The organism is Frankia sp. AgPm24 (genome assembly GCF_023243055.1).
GTDB classification, from domain to species: Bacteria; Actinomycetota; Actinomycetes; order Frankiales; family Frankiaceae; genus Frankia; species Frankia umida.
Window position 1 is genome coordinate 1 of the sequence record NZ_JALKFW010000224.1, and the last position, 12,478, is coordinate 12,478.

Sequence of the window (12,478 nt, forward strand, 5' to 3'; positions counted from 1 at the left end):
ATCCGCCGCTGTTCCTGGGACCACGCCCGGTGCCGTTCGGCAAGTGCCCGGTTGTACACGTAGCGGACACAACCGAACGTTTTCGCGAGCTGTTCGGCCTGTTCCGGGGTCGGGTAGAAACGGTAGCGGTACGCCCGCTTCACCACCCGACTTCCCACACCTGACAGAATACACGATTCCCCGGTCATTCTGGCAGCCGAGTTGACGCGCTGACCCCGCCCTGAAGGACGGGGCCTGCGCGCTACGTTTCCCGGTCACGGGAGTCGGCCAACCCCAAGACTCGTACCGCCGCCACACCGGAGCTACTGATCGCCACCGACAGGATCTCGCCTGGCGGGCCTGGCTCGACGTGAACGAGGATGTCTCCGACGGCGCCTGGCTGGTCCTGGCGAAGAAGGGCACGACAGCAACCGGCAGCGTTGCGCCCTGCCCAGCCAGCGGGGACGTAGGTACTCAAGCAGGCAGGTTTCCACGCCGGCCGCGTCACGTCCGCCCGGTCAGGCCTGTCCAGCCAGCAAAAGCAGCTTTCCGGTGGTCCGCCGACCCTCCAACAGCCGATGCGCCTTCGCGGCGTCGCTGAGATCGAACACCTCCTGGACGGGAATGACGAGTGACCCGTCGGCTACCAGGGCGAGCGCCTTCTCCGTGGCCGGGGCGATGATCTCAGGGGCGGCGAGTGCCAGATCGATGCTGCTCCAGCCCATGACCGCGACGTTGGCCAGGGCGAGTGCCATCGGCGACGGCAAGGACTCGGTCCTTCCAGCAGCCGATCCGAACTTCACCAACCGCCCCCTCGGGGCGAGCGCGGCGAGGCCGGCTTCGAAGACCTGGCCACCCACCGAGTCGAGCACCACGTCGGCGCCCCGGCCACCAGTCGCACGGTGCACGGCTGTCGCCAGCTCTGCGTGTGGCACGACGATGTCGTACCCGTGGGCCCGGGCGACCTGGACCTTGTCGGCCGAACCCACCGTCCCGATGAGAACGCTGACGCCGAGATGCCGGGCGACGGCCGCGATGGCCGCACCCGCCCCACCCGCGGCGGCGGAGACGACGACCACCGACCTCGGTCCGACCCGTGCCAGTTCGGTCAGCATCGCCACCGCGCTCGTCCCGATCGTCACGGCTGCCGCGGCGGCCTCCAACGACATCCCGGCGGCAGCGCCGACGAGCGGGAACACCCGAGCGGCCGGGACATTCACGAGCTCCGCGTACCCTCCGACAATCGTAAAAGCGGCTACCGCGGTGCCGACAGGAAGATCAACGATGCCCGGGCCGACAGCGGCGACGTGACCACTCACTTCCAGGCCCGGGACGAACGGCAGGGCGGGCACGGGAACGGCCCCGCGTCGTTGCAGCACTTCGACGAAGTTCACGCCCGCGTACGCGACCCGTACGGCGACCTCACCCGGGCCGGGCTCGGGCTGGACGAGGTCTCGCCGGATCAGGACCTCTGGCCCGCCGGTCCTGTCGAATCCGACGGCGCGGCATGTGCGCCCGGCACCCGGCGCCTGAGTCAGGGGCGTCGGTACGACGGAACCAGGACTCGGTGCGCTCGACGTTTCACTCATGGGGAAGACGCTCTACGGCCACGTCCCAACTGGGAAGTACCCACTTCTCAGTAAGCTACTTTCCTCATGGGCTACGCTTCGGTCGTGGATCACACGTCTCACGAATCGGGCCCCCGGCCCCTGGTGGCGTCGTCCGGCCTACCAGCCGACGTCTACAGCGCCGGCTGTCCCACCCGGGATGTCCTGGATCACCTCGCGAGCAAGTGGACGATTTTGATCATCGACGCGCTCGGTGCGGGGACGTATCGGTTCGCGGAGCTGCGCCGCACAATTGACGGAATCTCCGAGAAGATGCTTGCGCAGACCCTGCGTCGCCTGGAGCGAGATGGTCTGCTCACCCGGACCGTGTACCCGGAAGTCCCACCGCGCACCGAGTACGCCCTCACCCCCCTCGGACGCAGCATCAGCGCACCTATCGCATCGCTACGCATCTGGGCCGAGCGGAACATCAACGACGTGCTTGCAGCGCGCGGCGCGTACGAGTCCAGAAGCAGTCATCAACAACGCTGACGGTGCTTCCACTTCAGCCCGGTGACGATGGCCCCGACACCGCAAAGCCGCCGTGGACGTGGAGGGCGTACGGCCGACCTTGCGGCACGGATAGCAAATCTGGTCGCAGAAATGTGCCGAACCCTGGTCAGGAAGAAGTCACTTTTGGCGACGGCTGGTCCGACTCGAACCGTTCAGTGTGGTGATGCGCTGTCGTAGATCATCGAAGAACACGACCTCGTAAGAAGGCCCCAGCTCCCGCGCTACGCGGATCGCCAGAGCGTAGCCTCGCTTGTTCCAGTCGGCCTGGACCTGTTCGCTCGGCCAGCTGTAGCCGTTGGCGATCAGTATGCGGGTGTAGTCGGCCGACCACAGGGCGAGCTCGTCACGCAGCACGTCGGTCAGCGGCAGCGCTTCGGGCGACAGCTCGACGCCTTCGGCCCACAACGGAAAAGCGTAGTAGTCGGCCATCACCTTCACCCGCCGCACAGCCATGGTTGATCATAACGCCGAGATCAGTTCTGAGCCTGTGAGACGCACGCCGCCGAACGCTGCGGCGTCAGCGGCGGTCCCCGCATCGGTCGTATCGCTAAGAAGCGTGCCCGCTTCTGCTATCGGGTGACGCCGTGATGAGGGTGAAGGCGATGGGAGCGAGGACGGCCGCGCCGACACCCTGCATGGCCCGGAAAGCAATGAGCTCCCCTGAACTCTGGGCGAGCCCTCCGGTCAGACTCGCCACCCCGAAGACGACGAGCCCGGCCAGCAGCGCCCGGCGCCTCCCGACCATGTCGCCGATCCGGCCGCCCAGCATGATCAGGCCACCGAACGTCAGCGAGTAAGCATTGACCACCCAGGTCAGGCCGCTTGGGCTGAAGTCGAGCGCGGACCGGATATGCGGCAGCGCCACGTTCACCACCGAGGTGTCCAGCGCCACCATTGCCTGTACCAGCAACACGACCACGAGAAGCCACCGGGCGAACTTCTCGGACGGGTACCTCGGGATTGTCTGGTTCGCCGTGGTGGTGGGAACAATGGTCTTGGGGTCCGTCACGCCCGCTTCTCCAACCGGGAGCCGAGGCGCAGTGCGATGCTCATCAGATCGCTCGGAGCATCCAGTTCGAAACGGTGCCAGCGATGGCGCGGGACGACGAAGCCGGTCCCGGCACCCAGGGTGATCACAGTCTGCGCGCCTTCAGCCTCCTCCTGCCGCAGATAGAGGCGGACCTGCCCGGACAGCACGCACACACCCTCCTCGCTTTCGGGATGCACTTCCCAGTGGTCGCTGTGGAGGTCGTGGTCGGTCTCCGCGTGCGTGAGGCTGACCGTCCAGCCCTCGTCATCGGCATCCATCCGCCGTTCCTCGACGGTGACGGTTCCGTCAGGGCGCAGGCGCAGCACAGCGGTGAACAGGTCGACAGGAGTCAGGTCCATCAACGGGCCTCCTAGGCTCGCGAGGGGTCTGCGGCATGACGGCGGTTGGGCTGGAAGCGCGCCGACCGCCTGAGGCGACTTTAGGAACACGTTCGAAAAGTAGCTCAGGCGGCGCTTGGAGTCGAGCCGCGGCCGGCAACGTGATCCAGGACACTCACCGACAGCGCCGTCGAGCCGGGGCATGATGAACCCGTGACAGCGGCAGACTCCTCGGTCCCGGCTCGCGGCCGGATGGGTCGCCCGCCGCGCACTTCCCGCGCGGACATCATCGCGTCAGCACGCCGCTTGATCGACCGGGACGGCTGGGAAAAACTGACCATGCGCCGACTTGCCGCGGAGGCCGGCACCGCGTCGACGACTCTGTACCACCACGTCCGCGACAAGGACGATCTGCTCACACAGCTCCTGGACGACTATGCGGAGCAGATGCCCCGCCCTGCCATGCCAGCCGACCCACGAGAACGCATCATCACGGCCGCGACGGTCATCCGGGAGACGCTGGCCGCCTGGCCGTGGGTCGTCGGGGTTCTGATCCAGGATGATCGGGTGGGCCGGGCAGCGCTGGGGATGGTGGAGGCACTCCTCGCCGGGGCCATCGAGTGCGGATGCACACCGGAGCAGGCCGTCGACCTGTACCGGAGCATCTGGTACTACACCGCCGGAGAGATCCTCGTCCGGGCGAACCGTGACCGTCAGCGAGCCGAAAAGCGCGGTCCGGCCCAGCGCGACGACCTCATACGTGGGGCCGACGCCACCGAACTACCGCACCTCGCGGCGCTCGGGGAACGCTGGGCCAGCCTGGCCAGCCGGGACACCTACTCTCTCGGCCTGCGCAACCTCGTTGACGGATTTCTCCGAAACCTGCCAGATCGCGGCGAACCCAACCGTGCGTAGCAGTACCGGTTGCCCCACTACGGGGATGGCCCGAGCGTTCAGCCGTCAGGCCGTGGGTGAGACCTCTCCGCGCTCGTTGTCGATCAGATGCCCAGCCGAGTCACTCGGCCATCAGACTGGCCGCGACCGTCGCCCCGAACTCCCAGCAGCCCTCACGGTCAGCAGCGGACAGGTCGCCCACGACGGCGAGCGGGTCACGTAGACGCTTCCATTTCAGACCGGTGGTGATGGCCTCGACCCCGCGGACCGCGCCGGTCGTGTCGGAGTTGCCGTGGACGTAGAGCGCGTACGGCCGCCCGACGGTTGCATCCAGACAGGGGTAGTGGATCTGGTCGCAGAAATGTGCCGAACCCTGGTCAACGACGTTTTACTTTGAGGTACGTCCCAGCATTGACCGGAACGGGAGCCGACCGGGCTGAACGCGGCCTGTGGGCTACGGGATCAGCTGCGGGCGCCAGGAGCGGGCTGGTCAGCCCGTCAGGAAGCGAGCTGCTCCACGGTGACTCCGATGGCTTCGTAGGTCGCGGTGGCTCGCTGGTCGAGACTGATCAGGGTCGCCTGGTGTTCCGCCGCCGTGAAGGCGATCAGGGCGTCATAAGCCGGGCCGCCCAGGATCTGGTGGGCCGCCACTGTGGCCAGGAGTTCCTGGTAGCCCGGCTCCGACAAGGTGAGAAACGGATCGGTGAACCGCTCGGTAAGAAACGTGTGCACGGTCGACGGCAACGCCCGGTGCGGGGGCGGAAGGCGGGTCAGGACCGAGTAGGACTCGACCGCCGCGTGCGCCACCAGGCGCGGCCGGCATGCCATGGCCTTGCGCGCGACGGCATGGTGCTCGTGCCAACTGGCGAAGCAGGCCACGACCACACTCGTGTCGACGGCCTTCATCGCCGGGTTCGCTCCAATGTCGTGCGTACCAGGTCGGCTGTCAGTACCGGCATGTCCGTCCCGGCAACGGCAACCACGCCCTCGCCCTCATCCACCAGCGTCATCGGAGTTGGTGCCGGCACGATCTCCAGCCGCCCGTCTCGCTCCACGATCTCCAACGACTGGCCCGCCGTAAGCCCGAGAGCATCACGCAGCGCCTTGGGGATGACGACGCGCCCCGCAGCGTCAATGGCAGTCCGCATGCCAGAAATCTACCATCGACTGCCCAGGGCGGCTTCCTCCGCGGCCACCTGGATCACACGCCGGCCGCCGCCGGTCCGAGGGGAATTCCTGGGTGCCGAGTACGCGCAGCAGATCCAGCCGCTCGCGGGTTTCGGCGTCCGCGCTGGCGGCCTGCAGCCGGTCGACGAGCCCGGTGACCATGGGGTCGCCAGAGCGGCGACCGGCGACCGCGCGCAGGTCCGCGACGAGCTGGCGGGCGTGATTTTCCTGTTCCTCGGGCGGGCAGACGGCGCGGGCAGCGGGGTCGGTGAACCAGCGGTGGGCGATGTAGCGGCGGTCGCCGGAGTGGCCAGCGTGGTCGCCCATCACCAGCAAGGCGGCCCGGTTCTGGGCGAGGACCTCGCCCAGGTCGGATATCACCAGGGCCGGGGTGTCACCGAGCAGGTCGAGCATGCGGATCAGACCGGCGCGGGCCAGGTGGGCCACCCCGTCAGCCGGCTGGGGTTGGTGACCGGCCAGGTAGAACAGGTGGTCGCGCTCGTCCTCGGACAGGCGCAACGCCCGGGCCAGCGCTCCGAGCAGCCCGGGTCCGGACCGAGGCCGAATGGCGAGCCTCGGCTCCCGGCGCGACCGCCGCCACCGGACCACTGGTGCACACCACGGAACGCGACGACGACGCCGCACTCACCCTGGCAGGCGGCGCGCTACCCCTAGCGGGTCTGCGGGTACTCGACCTCACCCGCGTCCTCGCGGGACCGGTCTGTGGACGGACCCTCGCCCTGCTCGGCGCGGACGTCCTGCGCTTGGACCCGCCGGTTCCCGCGGAGATCAGCTGGCAGCACCTCGACACCGGCCAGGGCAAACGCTCGGCGCTCCTGGACCTGGCGACGGCGTGACGCCCGGCGCCCTGCCCGCGCAGGCGCTCGACCACGCCACGGGCTACGTCCTCGCGGCAGCGATCATCGACGCGCTGGCGGCGCGCGCCGCCGACGGCCGGGACCGCAACGTCGCCGCCTCCCTCGCGCGCACCGCGACCTGGCTCCTCGCCGCCCCCGGCCCCGACACCCATCATCCGCCGGCCGCCGCGCCTCTTCCCGCGGCGCCGGTCACCCATGGCCAGGTCACCACCGCGCGCCCGGCGATCCCCCGCTTCGACGACTACCCCTTCCCCGCGCACTCATGGGGCGGCGACCAGCCCACCTTCCGCTGACGGACCAGGCCACCACCGCGTCCGACCGCGATCTCGTCACCGGAAGACCCCGCCGGCCGGAAGTGGATCTCACGCCGTGCAGGACCGGCGCCTGCATACCTGGCCTGGCGACAGACCTGGATCGCCGCGACCACCTCCTGATCACTGGGCGCACCCGTTGACGAACAGGTCGATCCACCGCGCCAGCGCGGCGTAGGAGGTCGCGCTGGTCGCCAGCAGGGCTGGTCCAGCCTGGGCGAGGCCCTCGACCCAGACACCCTCGCTTCGATCCGCCTCCACCAGGTTCGGCAGGATGTCATCTCGTGACCACCGCCGTCGTCCTCGGGACAGGCTCGCCGGTAGCCCGAGGTTCGAGTTCAGACCGGTTGCGATCGTCTCCACGTTCCGGATCGCGCCCGTGGCGTCAGAACCACCGTGGACGTACAGGGCGTACGGCCGACCGATGATTGCTCCAAGCAGGGATAACAGATGCAATCTCGGAAATGCGCCAACCCCTGGTCACGGGACCGCCACTTTTCGCAACCTTTCGCCGGCCCCCGTCCGGCGGCTGGCCTCAGCGTGGCGTGAACCTGTTGTTGTCGCGGCGGATGTGCATGGCCCGCTCCCCGCCGAAGTAGGCGGGGATGACCAGAGCATTCACCTCGGCGGCGTGACCGAGTATCCGCTGACGGGTCCTTACTGCCTGCCGCGGGTCATGGCAGAAGCAGCTGGACACGTGCGGTTCCCAGAACTGGGCGGGGCTGTGCACCAGATCACCGACAAGCACCGCCCGTTCGCCAGCCGACTCCACAGTGACGACCCCGCTCCCGGGTGTGTGACCGGGCGCTAGGTCAAGGCGCAGGTTCTCGTCGATCGTATGGGATTCTTCCCAGATAATGGCCTGGCCGGCCTGTAGCACGGTTCGATCGACTCGGCGAATACGGCGGCCGAGCGTCCGGGCTGCTCGACGAGCACGTCGGGGTGAAAAAAGTCGAGGTCGGGCCGGGAGAAAAGATAGCGGGCATTGGGAAACGTCGGCGTCCAGCCGCCACCATCAGCGCCCTGCCGAGTGTTCCAGCCGACGTGGTCGGCGTGCAGGTGCGTGCAGATCACCAGATCGACGTCGGCCACGGTGACGCCCGTGGCCGCGAGCCGGGCGGGGAGGTCCGCGCCCGCCGGAGCCCCCGGTCGGATCACCGACGCGCTCAGGCCCGTGTCGACGAGAATGGTCCGGCCAGCGCTGCGCAGCAGCCAGGTCTGGACGGCGATCCGCACCTGGTCGGTGTCGGGATTCCAATGCGCGGGCGCCAGCCGGAACTGGTGTGCCGTCCAGGTGTCCGGGTCGGTGCCGGGGAAGAAGTCGGCGGACGCCAGCGTCCAGTGTTCGACGTGCGGGATCCGCGTCAGCGACACGGCGCCGACCTCCAGGGTGTCCATGACGGATAGCCTGGACGGGGCGTCCGTCGTGGGGAAGAAGGCACATTAATGTCCACTGCCGAGTCCACGGAGTCCCCACTTCGACTTGCCGGTGAGGCGACCCCAAGGTCCGCGGCTGACCGGAGCGCCGCCGCGTGGGTGGTGACCGAGGAGCAACGCCGGGACTGCCCGGTGACAGGCCTGCTGCGCCGCGTCGGCGACACATGGAGTCTGGTGGTCATCCGACTGCTGGCCGAGCGTGCCTACGGTTTCAATGAGCTTGACCGCGCTATCGAGGGGATCAGCCGCCGCGTGCTGACCCGAACCCTGCGCGGTTTGGAAGCTGACGGATACATCCGTCGCACGTCACTCGGTGACCGGCCCGCCCGCGTGCAGTACTCCATCACCGACCGCGGGGTCTCCCTGCGCGAGCAGCTTCTCCTGCTCGGCCAGTGGGCCGTCGCCGATCGCGGAGGTGACACGGAGGCGAAGGCCCGGATCGCCGAGCTGGCCGAGGCGGGTAGCCAAAAAAGCTGATCATTTTACGATTACGCGCAACGGGCGCGCGGACGTGATGCTGATCTCCGATGCCGAGTACGCGTCGATACGCGAGACCCTCGACCTCCTGTCAGACGATTCGGATGGTTATGCTACGTGTCCGCGAGCGTGGCCGCCACGGTCGCCCCCAACTCCCAGCACGCTTCGCGAGCAGCAGTGTCGAGCGCTCCCACCACCGTCAGCGGCTCCCGCGAGCGCCTCCACCGCAGCCCCGCAGTGATCGTCTCGACCGATCGTACGGCGCCTGTGGTGTCGCTGCCTCCGTGGACGTAGAGGGCATACGGCCGACCGATGGCTGCTTCAAGGCAAGGATAATACACACCATCAAAAAAGTGCTTCAAAGCCCCCGACATATATCCGATATTCGCCGGAGTACCAAGAATATATCCATCGGCAGCCAATACATCCGAGGCCGTGGCCGAGAGTGCCGGCCGAACCTCAACCTCCACGCCCTCGATTTCGTCCGTCCGAGCACCCGACAGAACGGCCTCTAGCATCTCCTGCATGGTCGGGGACGGGGTGTGATGGACCACCAGCAGCTTCGCCACAGCCATACCCTACCAAGCTAAGGCCCACCCCCTCATACGAGAAGGTGGGCAAGTGGTCAGGGACAGGTGCACGGGCTATATACCCAAACACGCCTCCGTGCAGCATCGTGGCCGGCAAGGTGGTGAATCGCATCCATGTAGCGGGCGGCTGCGTCCATATCTCCGAAGCAGTGACGGGGAGAGATCCAGCCATTCGGTTCCCGATAGGCGAGGTGGATTTTCATGCCCACCGGAATCGGCTGGGCCTCAATCTGCGGCTTCGGGAACTCCACGCGCGCCACGCAACATCCAAGCGGTGTGCGTCAAACGCCCGAAGGCCCTGCCTGGTAGCCGGATAGCGCCTCGTGGCGCGGTGTAGATCGATTCGCGCTTCGCTCCCTGATTTTCCGCATGGATTCCTCGGACAGGTAGCGCCGGTCGGAGACCTGCCACTCGTCGTGGGTCTCCATGAGCACGGCGGTCGCGAGACGAAGCAGCGCTTCCCGATTCGGGAAGATCCCAACGACGTCGGTGCGGCGTCTGACCTCCCGGTTCAACCGTTCCAACGGGTTGTTCGACCAGATCTTGCGCCAGTGCGGTTCCAGGAAGTCCGCGACGGTGTCGACCTGGGCGCGCACCAGCTCGGCGGTCGGCTGCGCGAAGACCGTCCCGATCGTGGCCGTCACCATCGACGCGGCATGCTTGGGCACCCGAACAGCGACGTTGCGCTGGAAGTGGACCCGGCACCGCTGCCACGAGGCGCCGGTCAGCACCTTGCTCACCGCGGCGGTCAACCCCCGGTGCGCATCGGAGATGACCAACTGGACGCCGTCCGCACCGATGGCCAGGCCCCGGTGAATTGCCGGGCGCCGGTCCCCGAAGGCCCGGGCACGTCCCGAATTCCATGGGTCTCGCGATACCCACCAACGGCCTGTGCAAGGTTTGCGGTGTGATTCTCAACGAGGCGCAGCTCGCTGCGGCGCTGCCCGCCTACGATCTGGGCCCCCATCTCGGTCGGGGGGCGTTCGGAGTCGTCCTGGCCGGTCGGCACCGTGAGCTGGGCCGGGACGTCGCCGTCAAGGTTCTGCCGATCAGGCAGACAGGGACATCCGAGGCTCGGCTGCTCGCGCTCCTGGACCATCCACACATCGTTCGGGTCTTCGACGCCGTTACCGTGGACGACCTCCATCTGATCGTGATGGAGCTGCTGCCGGGCGGAACGCTGACCCGCCGCGCGGCGGGGATCACCACCGAGGCCACGTGCGCGGTCGGGCTGGCGGTGGCGGACGCGCTGGAGTGCGCCCACCGCAACGGGGTGCTGCACCGCGACATCAAGCCGGAGAACATCCTCTTCGACCGCTCCGGGCTGCTGAAGGTCACCGACTTCGGCATCGCGAAGATGGTGGAAGGCGCGGCGGCGGACGCGAGCGCAAGCGCCGTCGTCGGCACGCCCCGGTACATGGCCCCCGAACAGCTGCTCGCGGGACGGCTCAGCGCCGCCACCGACCTGTACTCCCTCGGGACGATGCTGTACGAGCTGTTCAGCGGACGACCGCCGTACGGCGCCGGGCTGTCCGCTCCGTCGCTCATCGCCCACCACCTGAACGTTCCGGCGCCACCGCCGGACGGTGTTCCCGCCCGTATCTCCCAGGTACTGATGCGCGCACTCGCCAAGGAGCCCGCGGCCCGTCAGCCGTCCGCCCACGCCTTCGCCCTGGAGCTGGCCCAGGCCGCCGCCACCGAGCTCGGCCCGGGCTGGCTGGCCCGCTCCAGGATCCCGGCGCGCCTCGACGACGACATCCGCGCGGCAGCCGACAGTCACCCACACCCGACCGCGAGCGAGACCCCGACCGCGGACGTGACCCCGGCACCGCACGCATTCCAGGGCGCGCACGCGACACCGGGCGCACCTCCGACCCCGACCCCGCGTCCCGCGCCTGACGCGGGTGGCTCCGCGGGGCCGGGAAGCGGTGGAAGCCCGCTGGCCGGTCTCCGGCACCCCAGCCGTCCCGTCGCCGCGGCGATCGTGATCGCGCTGCTCGCCGGAATCGGGACCCTGCTGACCATCACCCTGAACGACGGTGATGACAGCGACGACGCCGCCGGAACACACGTGGCCACGGCCGGCCCGCAGAGCCCGCCGTCCGGTGCCTCGCCATCAACGTCCACCACCGACAGGCCGCCGGCGCCGCCCGGTACCAGGAACGCCCCCCGGCTGCTGGGCTCCCCGCTGACCGCGCACACCGCGGCGCTGTGGACGGCGCGGTTCTCGCCGAACGGCAGGCTGATGGCGACCGCCGGTGACGACCAGGTCGTCCTGCTGTGGGATGTGTCCGACCCCGCCGCGCCCCGTGACCTCGGGACCAGGGCAATCACGCATCCGGGCCGAGTGGAGGAGGTCGCGTTCGCCCCGGACGGCCGCACTCTCGCCGTCGGCGGCGACCGCACGCTGCGGCTGTGGGACATCAGCGAACCGACTGCCCCGCGTGCCATCGGCCAGCCGTTGAGCGGCCACCTCGGCTACGTGTACTCGATCGCGTTCTCACCGGACGGCAGGCGGCTCGCGTCCGGCGGTGGCAACGACTCGCTCGTTCTCTGGGATGTGTCGGACCGGACCAGACCGGTGCTGCTGACGCGGTATGACGGCAGCACGGCCGCGGTGGCCTTCGCGCCGGATGGGCGCAGCCTGGCCAGCGGCAACGGTCCACGGGTCCTGCTGTGGGACGCCTCGACGCCGAACAACGCCAGCCCGCTGGCCGAGCTGCCCTCCGCAGCCGCCGCCTATGTCTACGGCCTCGCCTACTCCCCGGACGGCCGGGTGCTCGCCACCGCCGGGGACGCCAGAACGGTCCAGCTGTGGGACGTCACCAACCGGGCGACGCCCCGCCCCCTCGGCCCACCGCTGACCGACCACACCGCGACCGTCGTCTCGGTGGCCTTCGCACCGGACGGGCGCACGATGGCCACCGCCAGCGACGACCACACGGTACTGCTCTGGGACGTCACGAACCCCGCCGCGCCAAGCCGGCTCGGTGAGCCGCTGACCAGCCCCGGCTTCATCTCGGTCGACTTCTCACCGGACGGACACACCCTCGTCACCGCCGGCGGCGACCACCTGGTCCGCCTGTGGAGCGTCGGCTGACTTGTGACTCCGCGAGTGGGATCTCGCTTCGAAGTACCAGGCGTTCCGCTGCCCGGCCTTGTCCCCGGGCAACGACCAGGATGCTCCGGGGGCAGTCCGGGGGCGGTACCGATCGTGCTGGCGTAGGTTCAGGCTTCTCACCAGCATCTTTGACAAT

The 12,478-nt window shown here is 68.7% G+C and carries 13 protein-coding genes and 6 pseudogenes; 5 read left to right on the forward strand and 14 right to left on the reverse strand.

Annotation, left to right across the window (positions count from 1 at the left end; translation table 11 throughout):
- On the reverse strand, positions 1-188 hold a 188-nt coding region (locus tag MXD61_RS26820), incomplete at its 3' end, for a helix-turn-helix domain-containing protein (protein WP_251080679.1).
- Positions 189-497: 309 nt separating this feature from the next.
- The gene (locus MXD61_RS26825; protein WP_374629625.1) at positions 498-1,568 is read right to left on the reverse strand and encodes a zinc-binding dehydrogenase; all 1,071 of its coding nucleotides are present in this window, start codon (positions 1,566-1,568) and stop codon (positions 498-500) included.
- An 84-nt stretch (positions 1,569-1,652) separates the two neighbouring features.
- Between MXD61_RS26825 and MXD61_RS26830 the strand changes: the two genes are divergently transcribed.
- The gene (locus tag MXD61_RS26830) at positions 1,653-2,078 is read left to right on the forward strand and encodes a helix-turn-helix domain-containing protein (protein WP_308222861.1); all 426 of its coding nucleotides are present in this window, start codon (positions 1,653-1,655) and stop codon (positions 2,076-2,078) included.
- Between the two features lie 138 nt (positions 2,079-2,216).
- Here the strand turns inward: MXD61_RS26830 and MXD61_RS26835 are convergent, their stop codons facing one another.
- The 3 genes and pseudogenes from MXD61_RS26835 to MXD61_RS26845 form a co-directional block, all read right to left on the reverse strand.
- On the reverse strand, positions 2,217-2,552 hold the full coding sequence (locus MXD61_RS26835; protein WP_248816202.1) for a hypothetical protein: 336 nt from the start codon (positions 2,550-2,552) through the stop codon (positions 2,217-2,219).
- A gap of 130 nt (positions 2,553-2,682) precedes the next feature.
- A pseudogene (locus MXD61_RS26840) lies at positions 2,683-3,060 on the reverse strand (MFS transporter); the annotation flags it as partial.
- 44 nt (positions 3,061-3,104) lie between these two features.
- Entirely contained in the window at positions 3,105-3,488 is a 384-nt protein-coding gene (locus MXD61_RS26845) for a cupin domain-containing protein (RefSeq protein ID WP_248816204.1), read from the reverse strand.
- A gap of 231 nt (positions 3,489-3,719) precedes the next feature.
- On the opposite strand from MXD61_RS26845, the gene MXD61_RS26850 reads away from it, so the two are divergent.
- Positions 3,720-4,382 (forward strand): TetR/AcrR family transcriptional regulator, encoded by a 663-nt coding sequence (locus MXD61_RS26850; RefSeq protein WP_285223403.1) that lies wholly within the window; start codon positions 3,720-3,722, stop codon positions 4,380-4,382.
- 100 nt (positions 4,383-4,482) lie between these two features.
- Here MXD61_RS26850 and MXD61_RS26855 read toward each other — a convergent pair.
- The 4 genes and pseudogenes from MXD61_RS26855 to MXD61_RS26870 all read right to left on the reverse strand — a co-directional run.
- Positions 4,483-4,725, reverse strand: a pseudogene (locus MXD61_RS26855) (flavodoxin); the annotation flags it as partial.
- A 134-nt stretch (positions 4,726-4,859) separates the two neighbouring features.
- Positions 4,860-5,267, reverse strand: a complete 408-nt coding sequence (locus tag MXD61_RS26860) for a type II toxin-antitoxin system VapC family toxin (protein WP_248816206.1) — start codon at positions 5,265-5,267, stop codon at positions 4,860-4,862.
- A complete protein-coding gene (locus tag MXD61_RS26865; protein ID WP_248816207.1) occupies positions 5,264-5,509 on the reverse strand; it encodes an AbrB/MazE/SpoVT family DNA-binding domain-containing protein in 246 nt (81 codons plus the stop codon). The genes MXD61_RS26860 and MXD61_RS26865 overlap by 4 nt, the downstream gene beginning before the upstream one ends.
- A gap of 76 nt (positions 5,510-5,585) precedes the next feature.
- Positions 5,586-6,071, reverse strand: a pseudogene (locus tag MXD61_RS26870) (transcriptional regulator); the annotation flags it as partial.
- Here MXD61_RS26870 and MXD61_RS29070 point away from each other — a divergent pair.
- Positions 6,068-6,699 (forward strand): annotated as a pseudogene (locus tag MXD61_RS29070) (CoA transferase); the annotation flags it as partial. The pseudogenes MXD61_RS26870 and MXD61_RS29070 overlap by 4 nt on opposite strands.
- A gap of 156 nt (positions 6,700-6,855) precedes the next feature.
- Here the strand turns inward: MXD61_RS29070 and MXD61_RS29075 are convergent.
- The 3 genes and pseudogenes from MXD61_RS29075 to MXD61_RS26895 form a co-directional block, all read right to left on the reverse strand.
- Positions 6,856-6,948, reverse strand: a pseudogene (locus MXD61_RS29075) (TetR family transcriptional regulator); the annotation flags it as partial.
- Between the two features lie 304 nt (positions 6,949-7,252).
- On the reverse strand, positions 7,253-7,597 hold the full coding sequence (locus tag MXD61_RS26890; protein ID WP_248816212.1) for an MBL fold metallo-hydrolase: 345 nt from the start codon (positions 7,595-7,597) through the stop codon (positions 7,253-7,255).
- Entirely contained in the window at positions 7,525-8,115 is a 591-nt protein-coding gene (locus MXD61_RS26895; protein ID WP_248816213.1) for an MBL fold metallo-hydrolase, read from the reverse strand. Before MXD61_RS26895 ends, MXD61_RS26890 begins: the two co-directional genes overlap by 73 nt.
- Before the next feature lie 138 nt (positions 8,116-8,253).
- Between MXD61_RS26895 and MXD61_RS26900 the strand changes: the two genes are divergently transcribed.
- Positions 8,254-8,631 (forward strand): helix-turn-helix domain-containing protein, encoded by a 378-nt coding sequence (locus tag MXD61_RS26900; RefSeq protein ID WP_248816214.1) that lies wholly within the window; start codon positions 8,254-8,256, stop codon positions 8,629-8,631.
- A gap of 113 nt (positions 8,632-8,744) precedes the next feature.
- On the opposite strand, the gene MXD61_RS26905 is transcribed toward MXD61_RS26900, so the two are convergent.
- Positions 8,745-9,206: a flavodoxin family protein gene (locus MXD61_RS26905; RefSeq protein ID WP_248816215.1), complete on the reverse strand. Its 462-nt coding sequence runs from the start codon at positions 9,204-9,206 to the stop codon at positions 8,745-8,747.
- Between the two features lie 296 nt (positions 9,207-9,502).
- A pseudogene (locus MXD61_RS26910) lies at positions 9,503-10,027 on the reverse strand (transposase); the annotation flags it as partial.
- Positions 10,028-10,128: 101 nt separating this feature from the next.
- On the opposite strand from MXD61_RS26910, the gene MXD61_RS26915 reads away from it, so the two are divergent.
- Entirely contained in the window at positions 10,129-12,321 is a 2,193-nt protein-coding gene (locus MXD61_RS26915) for a WD40 repeat domain-containing serine/threonine protein kinase (protein WP_248816216.1), read from the forward strand.
- The last annotated feature ends 157 nt before the right edge of the window (positions 12,322-12,478 follow it).

Bases quoted from the DNA above. Each gene is read 5' to 3' on its own strand.
- MXD61_RS26825 (WP_374629625.1), bottom strand. From the start codon at position 1,568: ATGAGTGAAACGTCGAGCGCACCGAGTCCTGGTTCCGTCGTACCGACG.
- MXD61_RS26835 (WP_248816202.1), bottom strand. From the start codon at position 2,552: ATGGCTGTGCGGCGGGTGAAGGTGATGGCCGACTACTACGCTTTTCCG.
- MXD61_RS26845 (WP_248816204.1), bottom strand. From the start codon at position 3,488: ATGGACCTGACTCCTGTCGACCTGTTCACCGCTGTGCTGCGCCTGCGC.
- MXD61_RS26850 (WP_285223403.1), top strand. From the start codon at position 3,720: ATGGGTCGCCCGCCGCGCACTTCCCGCGCGGACATCATCGCGTCAGCA.
- MXD61_RS26860 (WP_248816206.1), bottom strand. From the start codon at position 5,267: ATGAAGGCCGTCGACACGAGTGTGGTCGTGGCCTGCTTCGCCAGTTGG.
- MXD61_RS26865 (WP_248816207.1), bottom strand. From the start codon at position 5,509: ATGCGGACTGCCATTGACGCTGCGGGGCGCGTCGTCATCCCCAAGGCG.
- MXD61_RS26895 (WP_248816213.1), bottom strand. From the start codon at position 8,115: ATGGACACCCTGGAGGTCGGCGCCGTGTCGCTGACGCGGATCCCGCAC.
- MXD61_RS26905 (WP_248816215.1), bottom strand. From the start codon at position 9,206: ATGGCTGTGGCGAAGCTGCTGGTGGTCCATCACACCCCGTCCCCGACC.